Below are 12,618 nucleotides of genomic sequence, written 5' to 3'. Positions count from 1 at the left end.
TGATGGGGTGGTTTTCGGTGCAGTTCCAACGCAGGACCGGGCGGTTCGCCCGAGTGGGCGCGGTCGTCGCGGCCGCGACCTTGACGGCGATCCCGCTCGCCGTTCCCGCTCAAGCCCAGCAGGGCAAAGTGCTGCGGGTCGCGCTGACCACCGGCATCGACCACCTCAACCCCTTCACCGCGGTGCTGTCGGCGTCGACGCAGATCGGCCGGTTCACCTACGAGTTCCTCACCGTCCCGAACGCCGAGAAGGCCGAGGCCTCGCCCGCGCTCGCCGAGTCCTGGACCCCGTCGCCGGACAAGCTGACCTGGACGTTCAAGATCCGCAGCGGCGTCAAGTGGAGCGACGGCAAGCCGGTGACCGCCAAGGACGCGGCGTTCACCTTCAACCGCATGCTCACCGACGAGAACGCCCGCACCGCCAACGGCAACTACGTGGCCAATTTCGAGACGGTCACCGCGCCCGACGACACCACGCTGGTCATCAAGACCAAGACCGTGCAGGTCAACATGAACCTGCTCGACGTGCCGATCGTGCCCCAGCACATCTGGGAGCCGGTCAAGGACCTCAAGGACCCCAAGACCGATGACCTGGCCGTCGCCGGCGTCTCCGACGGTCCCTTCCAGGTCACCGAGTACAAGCCGAACGAGTACGTCAAGTTCAAGGCCAACAAGGACTACTGGCGCGGCGCCCCGAAGATCGACGAACTGCAGCTGCTGCAGTTCAAGGACACCGAGGCCGCGGTCAACGCGCTCAAGCAGGGCGAAGTCGACGTCATCAACCGGCTCAACCCCAACCAGTTCGCCGCGCTGCAGGGCCAGCAGGGCATCACCACCAACGCCGCGCCCGGCCGCCGCTACGACGAGCTGTCGATCAACTTCGGCGTCACCGACAACGCGAACAACCCGATCGGTGACGGCAACCCGGTCCTGAAGGACATCAACCTCCGCAAGGCCATCACCCAGGCCGTCGACACGCAGTCCATCGTGGACAAGGTGCTCAAGGGCCTCGGCCAGGTCGGCGGCGGCGTCGTGCCGGCGATCTACGCCGACTACCACTGGGACCCCAGCGACAGCGAGAAGGTCAAGTTCGACCTCGCCGCCGCCAACGCCACCCTCGACCAGGCCGGCTACGCCAAGGGCCCCGACGGCGTCCGCACCGCCCCCGGCGGCGCGAAGCTGGAACTGCGCCTCACCGGCCACGCCAACCGCAGCTACGACCAGGGCGTCGCCCAGTACGTCACCGGCTGGCTCAAGGACATCGGCATCACCGTCAAGCAGGACCTCGTCTCCGACGACGAGCTGTCCGACCGCACCGCCGTCGGCAAGTACGACCTCGCCATCGGCGGCTACGGCACCAGCCCCGACCCGGACTACGCGCTGTCGCTGCACACCTGCGCCGCGCGCCCCGCCCCGGACGGCAAGGGCGGCAGCACCGACACGTTCTTCTGCGACGCCCAGTACGACGACCTCTACCGCAAGCAGCTCACCGAGACCGACGACGCCAAGCGCGCCGAGTACGTCAAGCAGGCCCAAGCCCGGCTCTACACCCAGCACCCGACCATCGTGCTCGACTACCAGAACGCGCTCGAGGCCTACCGCTCCGACAAGTTCGCGGCCTTCACCACCCAGCCGCAGCCCAAGGGCGCGATCCTCGAGCAGTCCGGCTACTGGGGCGTCTACGGCGCCACGCCGGCCGGCACCGAGAACACCGCCGGCTCCGGATCCGGCAACACCGTGCTCTGGATCGTCATCGGCGCGGTCGTCGTGGTGGTCCTCGTCGGCGGCGGCATCGCGTTCAGCCGCCGCGGCAAGACGGCGGAAGACCGCGAGTAGAACATGACCACGCCCGATCAGGCCGCGGTGCTCGTCGACCCCGACGAGCACCGCGGCGGGACCGGTACGGCCCGGTTCGTGCTCAAGAAGGTCGCCGAAGCGCTCATCAGCGTCGTGCTGGTGGTCGTGCTGTTCTTCTTCCTCTTCCGCATGCTGCCGGGCGACCCGGTCGCGGCGATGACCCGCGACCGCGTCACCAGCCCCCAGCAGATCGCCGAACTGCGCGAGAAGATGGGCGTCGACAAGCCCGTCTTCGTCCAGTTCGGCCAGTACTTCTGGAACCTGCTGCACGGCGACCTCGGCGAGTCCCGGCTGCTCAACAACGGCCGCCCGGTCGCCGACATGATCGGCGAACGGCTCTGGCCGACCATCCTGCTCGTCGGCAGCGCCACCGTGCTCGCCGTGCTCCTCGGGCTGTGGCTGGGCATCCGCGCCGCCTGGCGCCGCGACAGCGTCTTCGACCGCACCCAGACCGGGATCGCGCTGACCCTGTGGTCGGTCCCGCAGTTCTGGCTCGGCCTGATGCTGCTCGTGGTGACCAACGGCCTGTTCCCCAGCCGCGGCATGCACTCCCCGGACGCCGCACCGGACGCCTTCTCCCAGACCCTCGACGTGCTGCACCACCTGGTGCTGCCGTGCGTGACGCTGCTGGCGGTGTTCTACGCCCAGTACATGCTGATCATGCGGTCGTCGCTGCTGGGGGAGATGAACGCCGACTACCTCACCACCGCCCGCGCCAAGGGCCTGCGCGACGACCTCGTCCGCCGCCGCCACGCCGTCCCCAACGCGCTGCTGCCCACCACCACGCTGGTGTTCATGCAGATCGGCTCGGTCGTCGCCGGCGCGGTCACGGTCGAAGCCGTGTTCAGCTGGCCCGGCCTCGGCCAGCTCACCTACGACGCGCTGCACGGCCCCGACCTGCCGGTCCTGCAGGGCGTGTTCACCGTGCTGGCGAGCGCGGTGGTGCTGATGAACCTGCTCGCGGAACTGCTCTACCGCGTGCTCGACCCCAGGGTGCGTACCTCATGACCACCGCCGAGACACCGCGGCAGATCGCGTGGAGCCGCCGCCGCGCGTCCATCGCCCGGACCTGGCAGGAGTTCGCCGGGCAGCGAGCCGCGCTGATCGGGCTCGTCCTGCTCGGCGCCACCGTGCTCGTCGCGCTGCTCCTGCCGCTGATCAGCGACGAGAGCGGCCTCGACGTCACCAAGGCCACCGGGCAGCCGCTGTCCCCGCCGAACGCCGACTTCTGGCTCGGCACCGACAACTTCGGCCGGTCGGTGCTGCTCATGACGATCTGGGGCAGCCGCGTCTCCCTGCTCGTCGGGTTCTCCGCGGCCCTGCTGTCGGTCGTCATCGGCACCCTGATCGGCATCACCGCCGCGCACTTCGGCGGCTGGGTGTCGGGGACGCTGCTGCGGTTCACCGACTTCTTCCTGGTCCTGCCGTCGCTGATCCTCGCGATCGCGCTCTCGGCGGTGCTGCCCAAGGGCGTCGGCACGATCATCCTCGCCATCGGCCTGACCGCGTGGCCCAGCACCGCCCGGCTGGTCCGGGCCCAGACGCTGACCATCGAGAGCCGCCCTTACATCGAGCGCGCCCACGCACTCGGCGGCGGGCACCTCCACATCATCGGCAGGCACGTCCTGCCCGGCGTGATGCCGCTGGTGCTGGCCAACACCACCCTGGTGGTCGGCAACGCCGTCATCGCCGACGCGACCCTGTCGTTCCTCGGCGTCGGCGACCCCAACTCGGTCACCTGGGGCCTGGTGCTGCAAAGCGCGCTCAACGACGGCGCGATCAGCCGCGGCGCCTGGTGGAACGTCCTCCCGCCGGGCATCGCCATCGTGCTCGTCGTCCTCTTCTTCACCCTGGTCGGCCGGGGACTGGAGACCGTGTTCAACCCGAGGTTGAAGAAGTGACCCCGCTGCTGCAGCTCAAGGACCTGGCCGTCACCTACCGCGTGGGCGACCAGGACGTCACCGCCGTGCGCGGCGTCGACCTCACCCTCGACCCCGGTGGCACCCTCGGCGTCGCCGGCGAATCCGGGTCCGGCAAGTCCACCGTCGCGATGAGCGTCCTGCGGCTCCTGCCGGGCACCGCGAAGATCACCGGCGAGATCCTCCTCGACGGCGAAGACGTCACCGCCATGAAGTGGGGGCGCCTGCGCGCGCTCCGCTGGGCCGAGGCGTCCGTGGTGTTCCAGGGCGCCATGCACGCGCTCAACCCGGTCCGCAAGATCGGCGAGCAGATCGCCGAACCCCTCCGGCTGCACCCGCCCGAGGGCAAGGCCCTCACCGACGCCGCGGTCGACGCCCGCGTCGCCGAACTGCTCACCCAGGTCGACCTGCCCCCGAGCCGGGCCGGCGCCTACCCCCACGAGCTCTCCGGCGGGCAGAAGCAGCGCGTCATGATCGCCATGGCCCTGGCCTGCTCACCCCGGCTGATCATCGCCGACGAGCCCACCACGGCCCTCGACGTCATCGTCCAGGCCCAGGTCCTGGCCCTGCTCTCGCGGCTGGTCGCCGAGCAGGACATCGGGCTGATCATGATCAGCCACGACCTGTCCGTGCTCGCCGCCACCTGCGAGCGCATCGCGGTGATGTACGACGGGCAGATCGTCGAAGAAGGCCCCAGCGCCGACGTCATGGGGTCGCCGAAGCACGAACACACCCGGGCGCTGGCCGCGGCGTTCCCCACCGTCGGCGACCCGGTGTCCCGCTTCGCCCCCGCCACCAGCACCCCCCTGCCACCCGAACCCGAGGACCGCGTTCCGAGCGGGGAGCCGCTGCTGGCCGCGGAAAACCTGCGCGTGTCCTTCCGCGACCGCACCGGCAAGCGCATCGACGCCGTCGCCGGGGTCGACCTCACGGTGTCCCGCGACGAGATCGTCGCCCTGGTCGGCCAGTCCGGCTCCGGCAAGACCACTCTCGCCCGCACCCTGCTCGGCCTCCAGAAACCCGACTCCGGGGTGGTCCGCTACGCCGGGAAGCCCGTCCCCGCCGGCGGCGCCGGGCTCAAGGCCTACCGCCGCCAGGTCCAGCTCGTCCTGCAGGACCCCACGAGTGCGCTGAACCCGGCCCACACCGTGTACGAAGCCGTCGCCGAAGGCCCCCGCATCCACAAGCTCGCCGACGAGCGGGACGTCGTCCACCGGGCACTGGAAGCCGCCGAGCTGCGGCCCGCCGAGAAGTACGCCGACCGGCTCCCGCACCAGCTCTCCGGCGGCCAGCGCCAGCGCGTCGTCATCGCCGGGGCACTGGCGCTCGCACCGTCGGTGGTGGTGGCCGACGAGCCGGTCGCCTCGCTCGACGCCTCCGTCCGCGGCGAAATCCTGGCCCTGCTGCTGCGGTTGCGCCGCGAACTCGGCCTCGCCGCCCTCGTGATCACCCACGACCTCGGCCTGGCCTGGAACATCGCCGACCGCGTCGCCGTGATGTACCGCGGCGAGCTCGTCGAAACCGGGACCGTCGAACAGGTTCTGCTCGACCCGCACCACGAATACACGAAGTCCCTGCTGGCCGCCCTGCCCGGCGGTACCGCCCAGCACCGGACCGTCGACCGCTGACCCGCGCGGCTACCCCGGACTGTGCCCCCCAAAAAACCGGCACTGCGGTCAACCCGCGCGAGCGCAGTGTGTAATCTCCGAACGGAAATGGCGACCACCACCGACCCCGCACAGACGCCCTCGGCCGGACTGGCCGAGCGGCTCCGCGTGCCCTCGCGATTCCCGTACCGCACGATCGCGATGGGCACGGTCGGCAGCACCCTGCTGATGATCGCCGCCCTCGGCGCCGGCGGCACCCTGATCTCCGACCCCGTGCTCGGCCACGGCCCCCTCTCGTGGGTCCGCTACGGCCACGGGCGCATGCTCGCCAACGCCGTCCTCTACACCGGCTTCGGCATGGTCGTCTGGGCGTGGGTCCGGCTGGGCCGCTACGTGCTCGCCGGCCGTGTCGGCAGCCGCCCGGTCCTGGTCGCCGCCGGCTGCTGGATGGCGCCGCTGCTGGTCTCGCCGCCGCTGTTCACCCGCGACGTTTTCTCCTACCTCGGCCAAGGTGCCCAGCTGCTCTACGGGCTCGACCCGTACGCGAACGGCCCCGCCGAGCTCGACGTGCTGCCGAACGTGGTGCAGAACGTCCACCCGCTCTGGCAGACCACCCCGGCCCCGTACGGGCCGCTGTTCCTGCTGATTTCGAAGGGCGTCGTCGCCACCACCGGCGACAACATGATCCTCGGCGTCATCCTGATGCGCGTCGTGCTGCTCGCCGGCCTCGCCGGGACGCTGTGGGCGCTGCCACGGCTGGTCAAGCACCTCGGCGGCAAGCTCCCGGTCGCGCTGTGGCTCGCGGTGGCCAGCCCGATGATGGTCATCCACCTCTTCGGCGGCCCGCACAACGACCTGATGATGCTCGCCTTCCTCACCATCGGCGTCCTCGCCGCACTGGAACGCAAGCACGTGCTCGCGGTCGTCCTGGTGACGATCGGCATGCTGATCAAGCCCACCGCGGCCATCGCGCTGCCGTTCATCGTCTGGATGTGGGCCAACCACCTCACGGGCGAGTCGAAGGTCCGCAACTTCCTGCGCGCCGGCGCCGCCTCGGTGGGGCTGTTCCTCCCGGTGTTCGTCGCGGGCACCTGGATCTCGCTCGGCTCCCTCAACCTCGGCTGGTGGTCCGGGCTCAAGGCCCCCCAGCTCATCGCCAACTGGCTCAACATCCCGACCGGGATCGGCGAGGTGTTCTACAACCTCGTCCACCTGATCGTCGACGTCCAGGTGTCCCCGTTCGTCACGGTCGCCCGCGCGGCGGGCATGCTGCTGCTGATCGGCTTCGGCATCCGCCAGTGGTGGCTCGCCCGCGGCGGCGGCACGGAAGCGGTGTACCGGGCCGGGATCTCGCTGCTGGCGGTCGCGATCCTCATGCCCCCGACCCTGCCGTGGTACCTGACCTGGGGCTTCGTGCTCCTCTCGGCGTTCAAGTGGCAGCCGCGCCACCTGGCACTGGTCGTGGCGGTGTCGGTGTTCGTGACGCTCGTGTACTACCCGACGGGCGAGCAGGCCCTGTACGACTGGTGGTTCATCGCGCTGGTCGTGGTGGCGAGCCTGTACTCGGCGGCTTCGCTGCTGCGCCCGGACCCGCTGGCCCTGATCGACGCCTGGCGCCGCCCGGAGAAGTTCCTCCGCCACTAGCCATCAGCCGGAGCCCGCCCAGCCGCGCCAGGTGTGCACGTCCGTGACCACCGCCGCGTGCTCCGGCGGCCGCGCCGCGTACTGCTCGTACTTCGCGACCAGCCACGACACGGGTTCGGCGCGCTCGGTGTCGGGAAGCACCCGCGCGACGCCGTCCGCGCGGACCCACCACAGCCGCGACCAGTCCTCGTCGTAGCCGTCGGTCAGGAAGCACACCGCCGGGTTCTCCGCGATGTTGCGCAGCCGCCGCAGCGACGTCGTCGACTTCGGCTTGTGGTCCACCGCGAACACCACCGTGTCCCCGTGGACCGCGAACGTCACCGGCACCAGGTGCGGCACCCCGTCCGACGACACCGTCGCCAGCCGGGCCACCCGCGCGGCGGCGAACCGCGAACGAGCCTCCGCCGACGACAGCCTCATGTCAGCGCCGGGGCGTCGAACGTCAGCGTCCCCAGGTCCGCGTCGAGGGTCACCGGCACCCCCAGCGGCAGCGTCGGCGACGACGCCACGTGCCCGAACCCGAACTCCTCGACCAACGGCACCCCCAGCGGCGCCAGCCGGTCCACCATCAGCGCCCGGATTTCCGCAGGGTCCCCGCACGCCGCCCACGAGCCCAGCACGATCCCGCGAACCCCCTCGAACCAGCCGCTGCGCAGCAGCTGCGTCAGCATCCGGTCCAGCCGGTACACGCTCTCCGTCACGTCCTCCAGCAGCACGATCGCATCCCGCGCCGACCCGTGCTCCGGCGTCCCGATCCCCGCCGCCAGCAGCGACAGGTTCCCACCCGTCAGCACCCCCGAAGCCCGGCCCGGCACCAGCGCCGACCCGCCGCGGACCACCAGGTTCCGCTCGGGGTCGAACAGCCAGCGCCGCAGGTGCTCGACCGCGAAGTCGTCGAACAGCACACTCGCCGGCATCGGCGAGAACAAAGTGGACAGTCCCAGGTGGACGTCCACCGCCCGGTGCAGCGCCGTGATGTCACTCGACCCGGCCAGGACCTTCGGGCCCGCCGCCCGCAGCGCCGCCCAGTCCACCAGGTCCAGCATCCGCTGCACGCCGTAACCGCCACGCGCCGCCAGCACGCACCGCACCCCGGGGTCCAGCCACGCCTCGGTGAACTCCGCCGCCCGCGCGGCGTCGGTACCGGACAGGTACGGCGGCGCCCCCCGCTCCGCCCGCACGCACGGCCCGACCCGCACCTCGACGCCCCAGCCGCGCAGCACCGGCAATGCCTTCTCCAGCAGGTCCGCCGGCACCGGCCCGGCCGGCGCCACCAACGCCAGCGTGTCGCCGGCCCGCAACCGCGGCGGCCTCACCGCGACAGCTCCAGCCGCGCCACACCCGGGGTGTCGAAGCCGAACACCTGACCGTAGAACGACAACTCCGCCTCCAACGCCGCCACGATCGTCGAAGCCTGCCGGAACCCGTGCTGCTCCCCGGCGAACCGCTGGTAGGCGTACGGGATCCCGCGCCCGGCCAGCCGGGCCACGAACCGGTCGGCCTGCTCCGGCGGGCAGATCCGGTCCTCCAGGCCCTGCTGGAACAGCACCGGCCCGGCCAGGCTCCCGGTGTTCGCCAGCGGCGAACGCTCCTCGTACCGCTGCCGCGCTTCGGGCAGCGGCCCGACCAGCCCGTCGAGGTAGCGCGACTCGAAGTCGTGCGTGTCGCCCTCCGTGCCGGTCCAGCCGGCCAGGTCCAGCACCGGGAACATCACCGTGCCCGCCCGGTACGTCTTCGTCGTCGTGAGCGACGCGGCCGCGGTGAACCCGCCCGCGCTGCCGCCGCGGATCCCCAGCCGGTCGCCGTCGGCCAGCCCGGCCGCCACCAGTGCTTCGGCCACCGCGACGCAGTCGGCGACGTCCACCACGCCCCACTGCCCGCGCAGCCGCTCGCGGTAGGCGCGCCCGAACCCGGTCGACCCGCCGTAGTTGACCGCCGCCACGCCGATGCCGCGGCTGGTGAAGTACGCGATCTCCAGGTCCAGCACCGGGAACTGCTGCCCGGTCGGGCCGCCGTGGACGTGCACCAGCAGTGGCGGCCGGTCACCCTCGGGTGCGGTGAAATCCGGGTTCCGCGGCGGGTACAGCACGACGGGCACGGTCTCGCCGCCGTCGGTGGTGAACACCCGCTCCTGCGGCTCCGGCAGGAACGTCGCGGGCAACTCCGGTTGCGGCGTCAGGTCAGTCACCGTGCCGTCGAGGGAAACCCGCACCACGGCGGACTCCCGAGCCGGGCCGCCCGCGACGCCGAAGACCGCGTCGCCGAGCGCCGCGAACCCGGTGCTCGACCAGGCCGTCAGCTCGTCGGCCACCGGCGTCACCGACCTGTCCGCCTCGTCGAGCACCGCCAGCCGCCCCGACGCGAGCACCGCGTGCCGCCCGCCGCCGAGCGGCACGAACCACCGCGACCCGGCCTTCCACAACGGCCCGCCGAGCTCCTGCTCCACCGGCGCGAGGGGCACCACCGAGCCGTCCAGGCCGACCCGGTGCAGGTTCCACCAGCCGTCCGGGTCCAGCAACGCCAGCAGCGCCGCCGGCGTCTCCCACTCGACCTGGCACACCGCGACGTCCGCGCCGCCGGCGAGCACCCGGTGCGGCCCGAACGACCCGTCGGCGGCCACCTCGGCCACGCACAGCTCGGTGCCGTCCCACGGCATCCGCGGGTGGTCCCAGCCGAACCAGGCCGCGTGCCGCCCGTCCGGCGACAGCTTCGGCACCGTCAGGAACCGGTGGCTCGCGGCCAGCACCCGCTCGCCGCCGCCGTCCACGGCGATCGCCACCAGTTCCCGCTCGACGTCGGTCGGCCGCGGCCCGGTGCTGCGCTCCCGGACCGCCCACACCTCGCCCGGCCGCCCGGCCCGCAGATCGCCGTACCGGACGCTCTGGGGCTCGGCGGGGGAAGGCGTGAGCGGCACCACGCCGGTTTCGCTCTGCGCGTACACGCGCTGATCGGCCCAGTGCGTGAACACCACGGCACCCCCGGCGACCGTCCACGGCCGACCGCCGTACTCGTGCAGCCGGTTGCGGACGTTCCACGGCGCCGGCAGCACGTCCTCGGTGCCGCCCGGCACCGCCCGGACCAGCGCGACCCGGCCCTGCTCGCCCGGCCGCGCCTCGGCCCACCACACCTCGTCCCCGACGACGTCGAGCCATTGCGGGCCGCCACCGGCGGCGGCCACCTCGGCGGCGGTGATGGGCGAAGACCAGGTTCCGTACGGGGAGATCCGAGACACCCCCCGAGGCTAGCGGCCCGCCAACGGTGGGGCGGCGGATGCCGATCATGCGCCGGTGGCCTAGGGTCGTCAGTGCTATGTCTCGCGTAATCCACGTCTTCCGCCAGCCGGATCGGTTCGTCGCCGGCACCGTCGGTGAGCCCGGCGATCGCACGTTCTACCTCCAGGCGTCGGAGGACGTGCGCACCATCAGCGTCACCATCGAAAAACAGCAGGTCGTCGTCCTCGCGGAGCGACTGAGCTCACTGCTGGAGGAGGTCGCCAGCCGCTTCGGCGCCGACGTGCCCGACGACGCCCCCGAGGACCTCGTCGACCTCGACCCCCTCACCGTCCCGGTCGAGGAGGAGTTCCGCGTCGGCACCATGGGCCTGGGCTGGGACGCCGACAGCAGCGCGGTCGTCATCGAGCTGCTCGCCATCACCGAGGGCGAGGTCGACGAAACGGTCGTGCTCGACGACACCGAGGAAGGCCCGGACGCCGTCCGCGTCTTCCTGTCCCCGGCCGCGGCCCGCGCCTTCGCCGAGCGGGCCGACCGCGTCGTCAACGCCGGCCGCAAGCCGTGCCCGCTGTGCGGGGAGCCGCTCGACCCGACCGGGCACATCTGCCCCCGGCAGAACGGCTACCGGCGCGAAACCGACGCGGGCGAAGACTGACCATGCCGCCCACCCCGGCCGACCCCGCGGCCCGCGAGCTCGTCACCCACGGCCGCATCGACGTCGAGGGCCGGCTCGTCGACGCCTCCAACGTCACGCTCTTCTGCGCCATCGAGCTCGACGGCGTCACCGGCCGGGTCGTGTACAAGCCGGTGTCGGGGGAGCGGCCCCTGTGGGACTTCCCCGACGGCACCCTGGCCGGGCGCGAGGTCGCCACCGCGATCATCGCCGACGCCGCCGGCATCGGCGCGATCCCGCCGACCGTGCTGCGCGACGGGCCGTTCGGGCCCGGCATGGTCCAGCTGTGGGTCGAAACCACCGAAGACGACCTCGTCGACGTCATCACCCCGGACGAGGTCCCCGACGGCTGGCGCGTGGTCCTGCACGCCCACGACCGGCTCGGCGAACCGGCGGTGCTGGCCCACGCCGACCACCCCGGCCTGCGCGACCTGGCCGTGCTCGACATCATCGCCAACAACACCGACCGCAAGGGCGGCCACCTGCTGGCCGGCGCCGACGGGCACGTCTACGGCGTCGACCACGGCATCTGCCTGCACACCGACCCGAAGCTGCGGACCGTCCTGTGGGGCTGGATCGGCGAACCGGTGCCACCGGACACGGTCGAGAAGCTGCGCAAGCTGCGTTCGGAGCTCGACGGCAGCCTCGGCAAGACCCTCTCCGAGCACATCACCAAGTTCGAGATCCAGGCCCTGGCCGAACGCACCGACCTGCTGCTCGCCGAGGGCATCTTCCCCGAACCGGGCGACGACTGGCGCGCCATCCCGTGGCCCCTGTTCTGATCGACGCCCCGGCCCGCGCCCGGCTCGCCGACCGCTTCGGCCCCCAGCTGGCCGAACCCTGGTGCGACGCCCTCCCGGACCTGGTCACCCGGCTGGCCGCGAAGTGGCAGCTCGAAGTCCGCGAAGCCCGGCCCGGCAACACCGGCCGCACCCTGCTGTGCACCGGCCCCGGCGGTGACCTGCGGGTCCTGAAGCTGACGCCGGACCCGGAAGTCGCCCGGCTCGAATTCACCGGGCTGAGCGCCTGGGCCGGGTGCTCCCGCGTCGTCCAGGTGCTCGACGCCGACCTCGACGCCAACGCCATCCTGCTGGAAGGCCTCGTCCCCGGCACCCAGCTGACCGGCCGGGACGTCCCGTGGGCCCAGCTCGGCGACCTGCTGAACCAGCTCCACGCCGTCGAGCCACCCCGTGGGTTCCGGCGGCTGGCCGAGGGCATCGAGTTCATCTTCACGCTGTCGGAGCGCCGCCGCCGCGAGTCACCGGCCGCGGCGCACCTGAGTGCCGAAGTGCTGGCCAAGGGACGGGAACGCGCGCTCGCGCTCGCCACCAGCGGGCCGGTCACGCTCGTCCACGGCGACCTGCACCCGGCCAACGTCCTCGACGCCGGCCCCGGGCGCGGCATCGTGGCGATCGACCCGCGGCCCGGCCTCGGCGACCCCGCGCTCGACGTCGTCGACTGGATGTTCCTCCCCATGGCGGCGGGCGGCACGCTCGACGACGGCCTCGCCGCGCTCGCCCCGCACGTGACCGGGTTCGACGCCGAGCGCGTCCGGGCCTGGTGCGTCGCGATGGCCCCGCTGGTCGCGCTCGCGCCGTTGCGCAGGGGCGAGCGGACGCCGTTCACCGACGCCGTCCTGGAGTTGGCGCGCTGACCGGCGTGGCATAACCCGTCCGGAGCGCCGCGGCC

General features: G+C 72.2%; 11 protein-coding genes. 8 read left to right on the top strand and 3 right to left on the bottom strand.

The genetic code is table 11. The features are described from left to right. Nucleotides 1-2 precede the first annotated feature (2 nt). The 5 genes from AB0M80_RS21655 to mptB all read left to right on the top strand — a co-directional run bounded on the left by AB0M80_RS21655 (nucleotide 3) and on the right by mptB (nucleotide 7,026). Nucleotides 3-1,835, top strand: a complete 1,833-nt coding sequence (locus AB0M80_RS21655) for an ABC transporter substrate-binding protein (RefSeq protein WP_364567519.1) — start codon at nucleotides 3-5, stop codon at nucleotides 1,833-1,835. Nucleotides 1,836-1,838: 3 nt separating this feature from the next. After that, the gene (locus tag AB0M80_RS21650; protein ID WP_364567517.1) at nucleotides 1,839-2,864 is read left to right on the top strand and encodes an ABC transporter permease; all 1,026 of its coding nucleotides are present in this window, start codon (nucleotides 1,839-1,841) and stop codon (nucleotides 2,862-2,864) included. Beyond that, nucleotides 2,861-3,757 (top strand): ABC transporter permease, encoded by an 897-nt coding sequence (locus AB0M80_RS21645; RefSeq protein WP_364567514.1) that lies wholly within the window; start codon nucleotides 2,861-2,863, stop codon nucleotides 3,755-3,757. Before AB0M80_RS21650 ends, AB0M80_RS21645 begins: the two co-directional genes overlap by 4 nt. Then, entirely contained in the window at nucleotides 3,754-5,403 is a 1,650-nt protein-coding gene (locus tag AB0M80_RS21640; protein WP_364567511.1) for an ABC transporter ATP-binding protein, read from the top strand. Before AB0M80_RS21645 ends, AB0M80_RS21640 begins: the two co-directional genes overlap by 4 nt. Before the next feature lie 87 nt (nucleotides 5,404-5,490). After that, nucleotides 5,491-7,026 carry a polyprenol phosphomannose-dependent alpha 1,6 mannosyltransferase MptB gene (mptB, locus tag AB0M80_RS21635; protein ID WP_364567508.1) on the top strand — a complete coding sequence of 512 codons (1,536 nt, stop codon included), beginning with the start codon at nucleotides 5,491-5,493 and terminating at the stop codon, nucleotides 7,024-7,026. 3 nt (nucleotides 7,027-7,029) lie between these two features. On the opposite strand, the gene AB0M80_RS21630 is transcribed toward mptB, so the two are convergent. The 3 genes from AB0M80_RS21630 to AB0M80_RS21620 are packed head-to-tail and all read right to left on the bottom strand — an operon-like array spanning nucleotide 7,030 to nucleotide 10,258. Continuing rightward, nucleotides 7,030-7,446, bottom strand: coding sequence for a TIGR03668 family PPOX class F420-dependent oxidoreductase (locus AB0M80_RS21630; protein ID WP_364567505.1), 417 nt, complete (start codon nucleotides 7,444-7,446; stop codon nucleotides 7,030-7,032). Beyond that, entirely contained in the window at nucleotides 7,443-8,342 is a 900-nt protein-coding gene (locus AB0M80_RS21625; protein WP_364567503.1) for an LD-carboxypeptidase, read from the bottom strand. The genes AB0M80_RS21630 and AB0M80_RS21625 overlap by 4 nt, the downstream gene beginning before the upstream one ends. After that, nucleotides 8,339-10,258 carry a prolyl oligopeptidase family serine peptidase gene (locus tag AB0M80_RS21620; protein WP_364567501.1) on the bottom strand — a complete coding sequence of 640 codons (1,920 nt, stop codon included), beginning with the start codon at nucleotides 10,256-10,258 and terminating at the stop codon, nucleotides 8,339-8,341. The genes AB0M80_RS21625 and AB0M80_RS21620 overlap by 4 nt, the downstream gene beginning before the upstream one ends. Before the next feature lie 77 nt (nucleotides 10,259-10,335). On the opposite strand from AB0M80_RS21620, the gene AB0M80_RS21615 reads away from it, so the two are divergent. The 3 genes from AB0M80_RS21615 to AB0M80_RS21605 are packed head-to-tail and all read left to right on the top strand — an operon-like array spanning nucleotide 10,336 to nucleotide 12,583. Further along, nucleotides 10,336-10,911 carry a DUF3090 domain-containing protein gene (locus tag AB0M80_RS21615; protein ID WP_364567499.1) on the top strand — a complete coding sequence of 192 codons (576 nt, stop codon included), beginning with the start codon at nucleotides 10,336-10,338 and terminating at the stop codon, nucleotides 10,909-10,911. A 2-nt stretch (nucleotides 10,912-10,913) separates the two neighbouring features. Next, nucleotides 10,914-11,711 carry an SCO1664 family protein gene (locus tag AB0M80_RS21610; RefSeq protein ID WP_364567497.1) on the top strand — a complete coding sequence of 266 codons (798 nt, stop codon included), beginning with the start codon at nucleotides 10,914-10,916 and terminating at the stop codon, nucleotides 11,709-11,711. Further along, the gene (locus tag AB0M80_RS21605; protein ID WP_364567494.1) at nucleotides 11,696-12,583 is read left to right on the top strand and encodes an aminoglycoside phosphotransferase family protein; all 888 of its coding nucleotides are present in this window, start codon (nucleotides 11,696-11,698) and stop codon (nucleotides 12,581-12,583) included. Before AB0M80_RS21610 ends, AB0M80_RS21605 begins: the two co-directional genes overlap by 16 nt. Nucleotides 12,584-12,618: the final 35 nt, after the last annotated feature.

The organism is Amycolatopsis sp. NPDC051045 (assembly GCF_040682955.1).
GTDB lineage: Bacteria > Actinomycetota > Actinomycetes > Mycobacteriales > Pseudonocardiaceae > Amycolatopsis.
Note: the sequence above shows the minus strand (reverse complement) of the source record. Positions and strands in the feature narration are given on the sequence as shown.

Excerpts from the sequence above, each read along its gene's own strand:
- AB0M80_RS21655 (WP_364567519.1), top strand. The coding sequence starts at position 3 with ATGGGGTGGTTTTCGGTGCAGTTCCAACGCAGGACCGGGCGGTTCGCC.
- AB0M80_RS21650 (WP_364567517.1), top strand. The coding sequence starts at position 1,839 with ATGACCACGCCCGATCAGGCCGCGGTGCTCGTCGACCCCGACGAGCAC.
- AB0M80_RS21645 (WP_364567514.1), top strand. The coding sequence starts at position 2,861 with ATGACCACCGCCGAGACACCGCGGCAGATCGCGTGGAGCCGCCGCCGC.
- mptB (WP_364567508.1), top strand. The coding sequence starts at position 5,491 with ATGGCGACCACCACCGACCCCGCACAGACGCCCTCGGCCGGACTGGCC.
- AB0M80_RS21630 (WP_364567505.1), bottom strand. The coding sequence starts at position 7,446 with ATGAGGCTGTCGTCGGCGGAGGCTCGTTCGCGGTTCGCCGCCGCGCGG.
- AB0M80_RS21615 (WP_364567499.1), top strand. The coding sequence starts at position 10,336 with ATGTCTCGCGTAATCCACGTCTTCCGCCAGCCGGATCGGTTCGTCGCC.
- AB0M80_RS21610 (WP_364567497.1), top strand. The coding sequence starts at position 10,914 with ATGCCGCCCACCCCGGCCGACCCCGCGGCCCGCGAGCTCGTCACCCAC.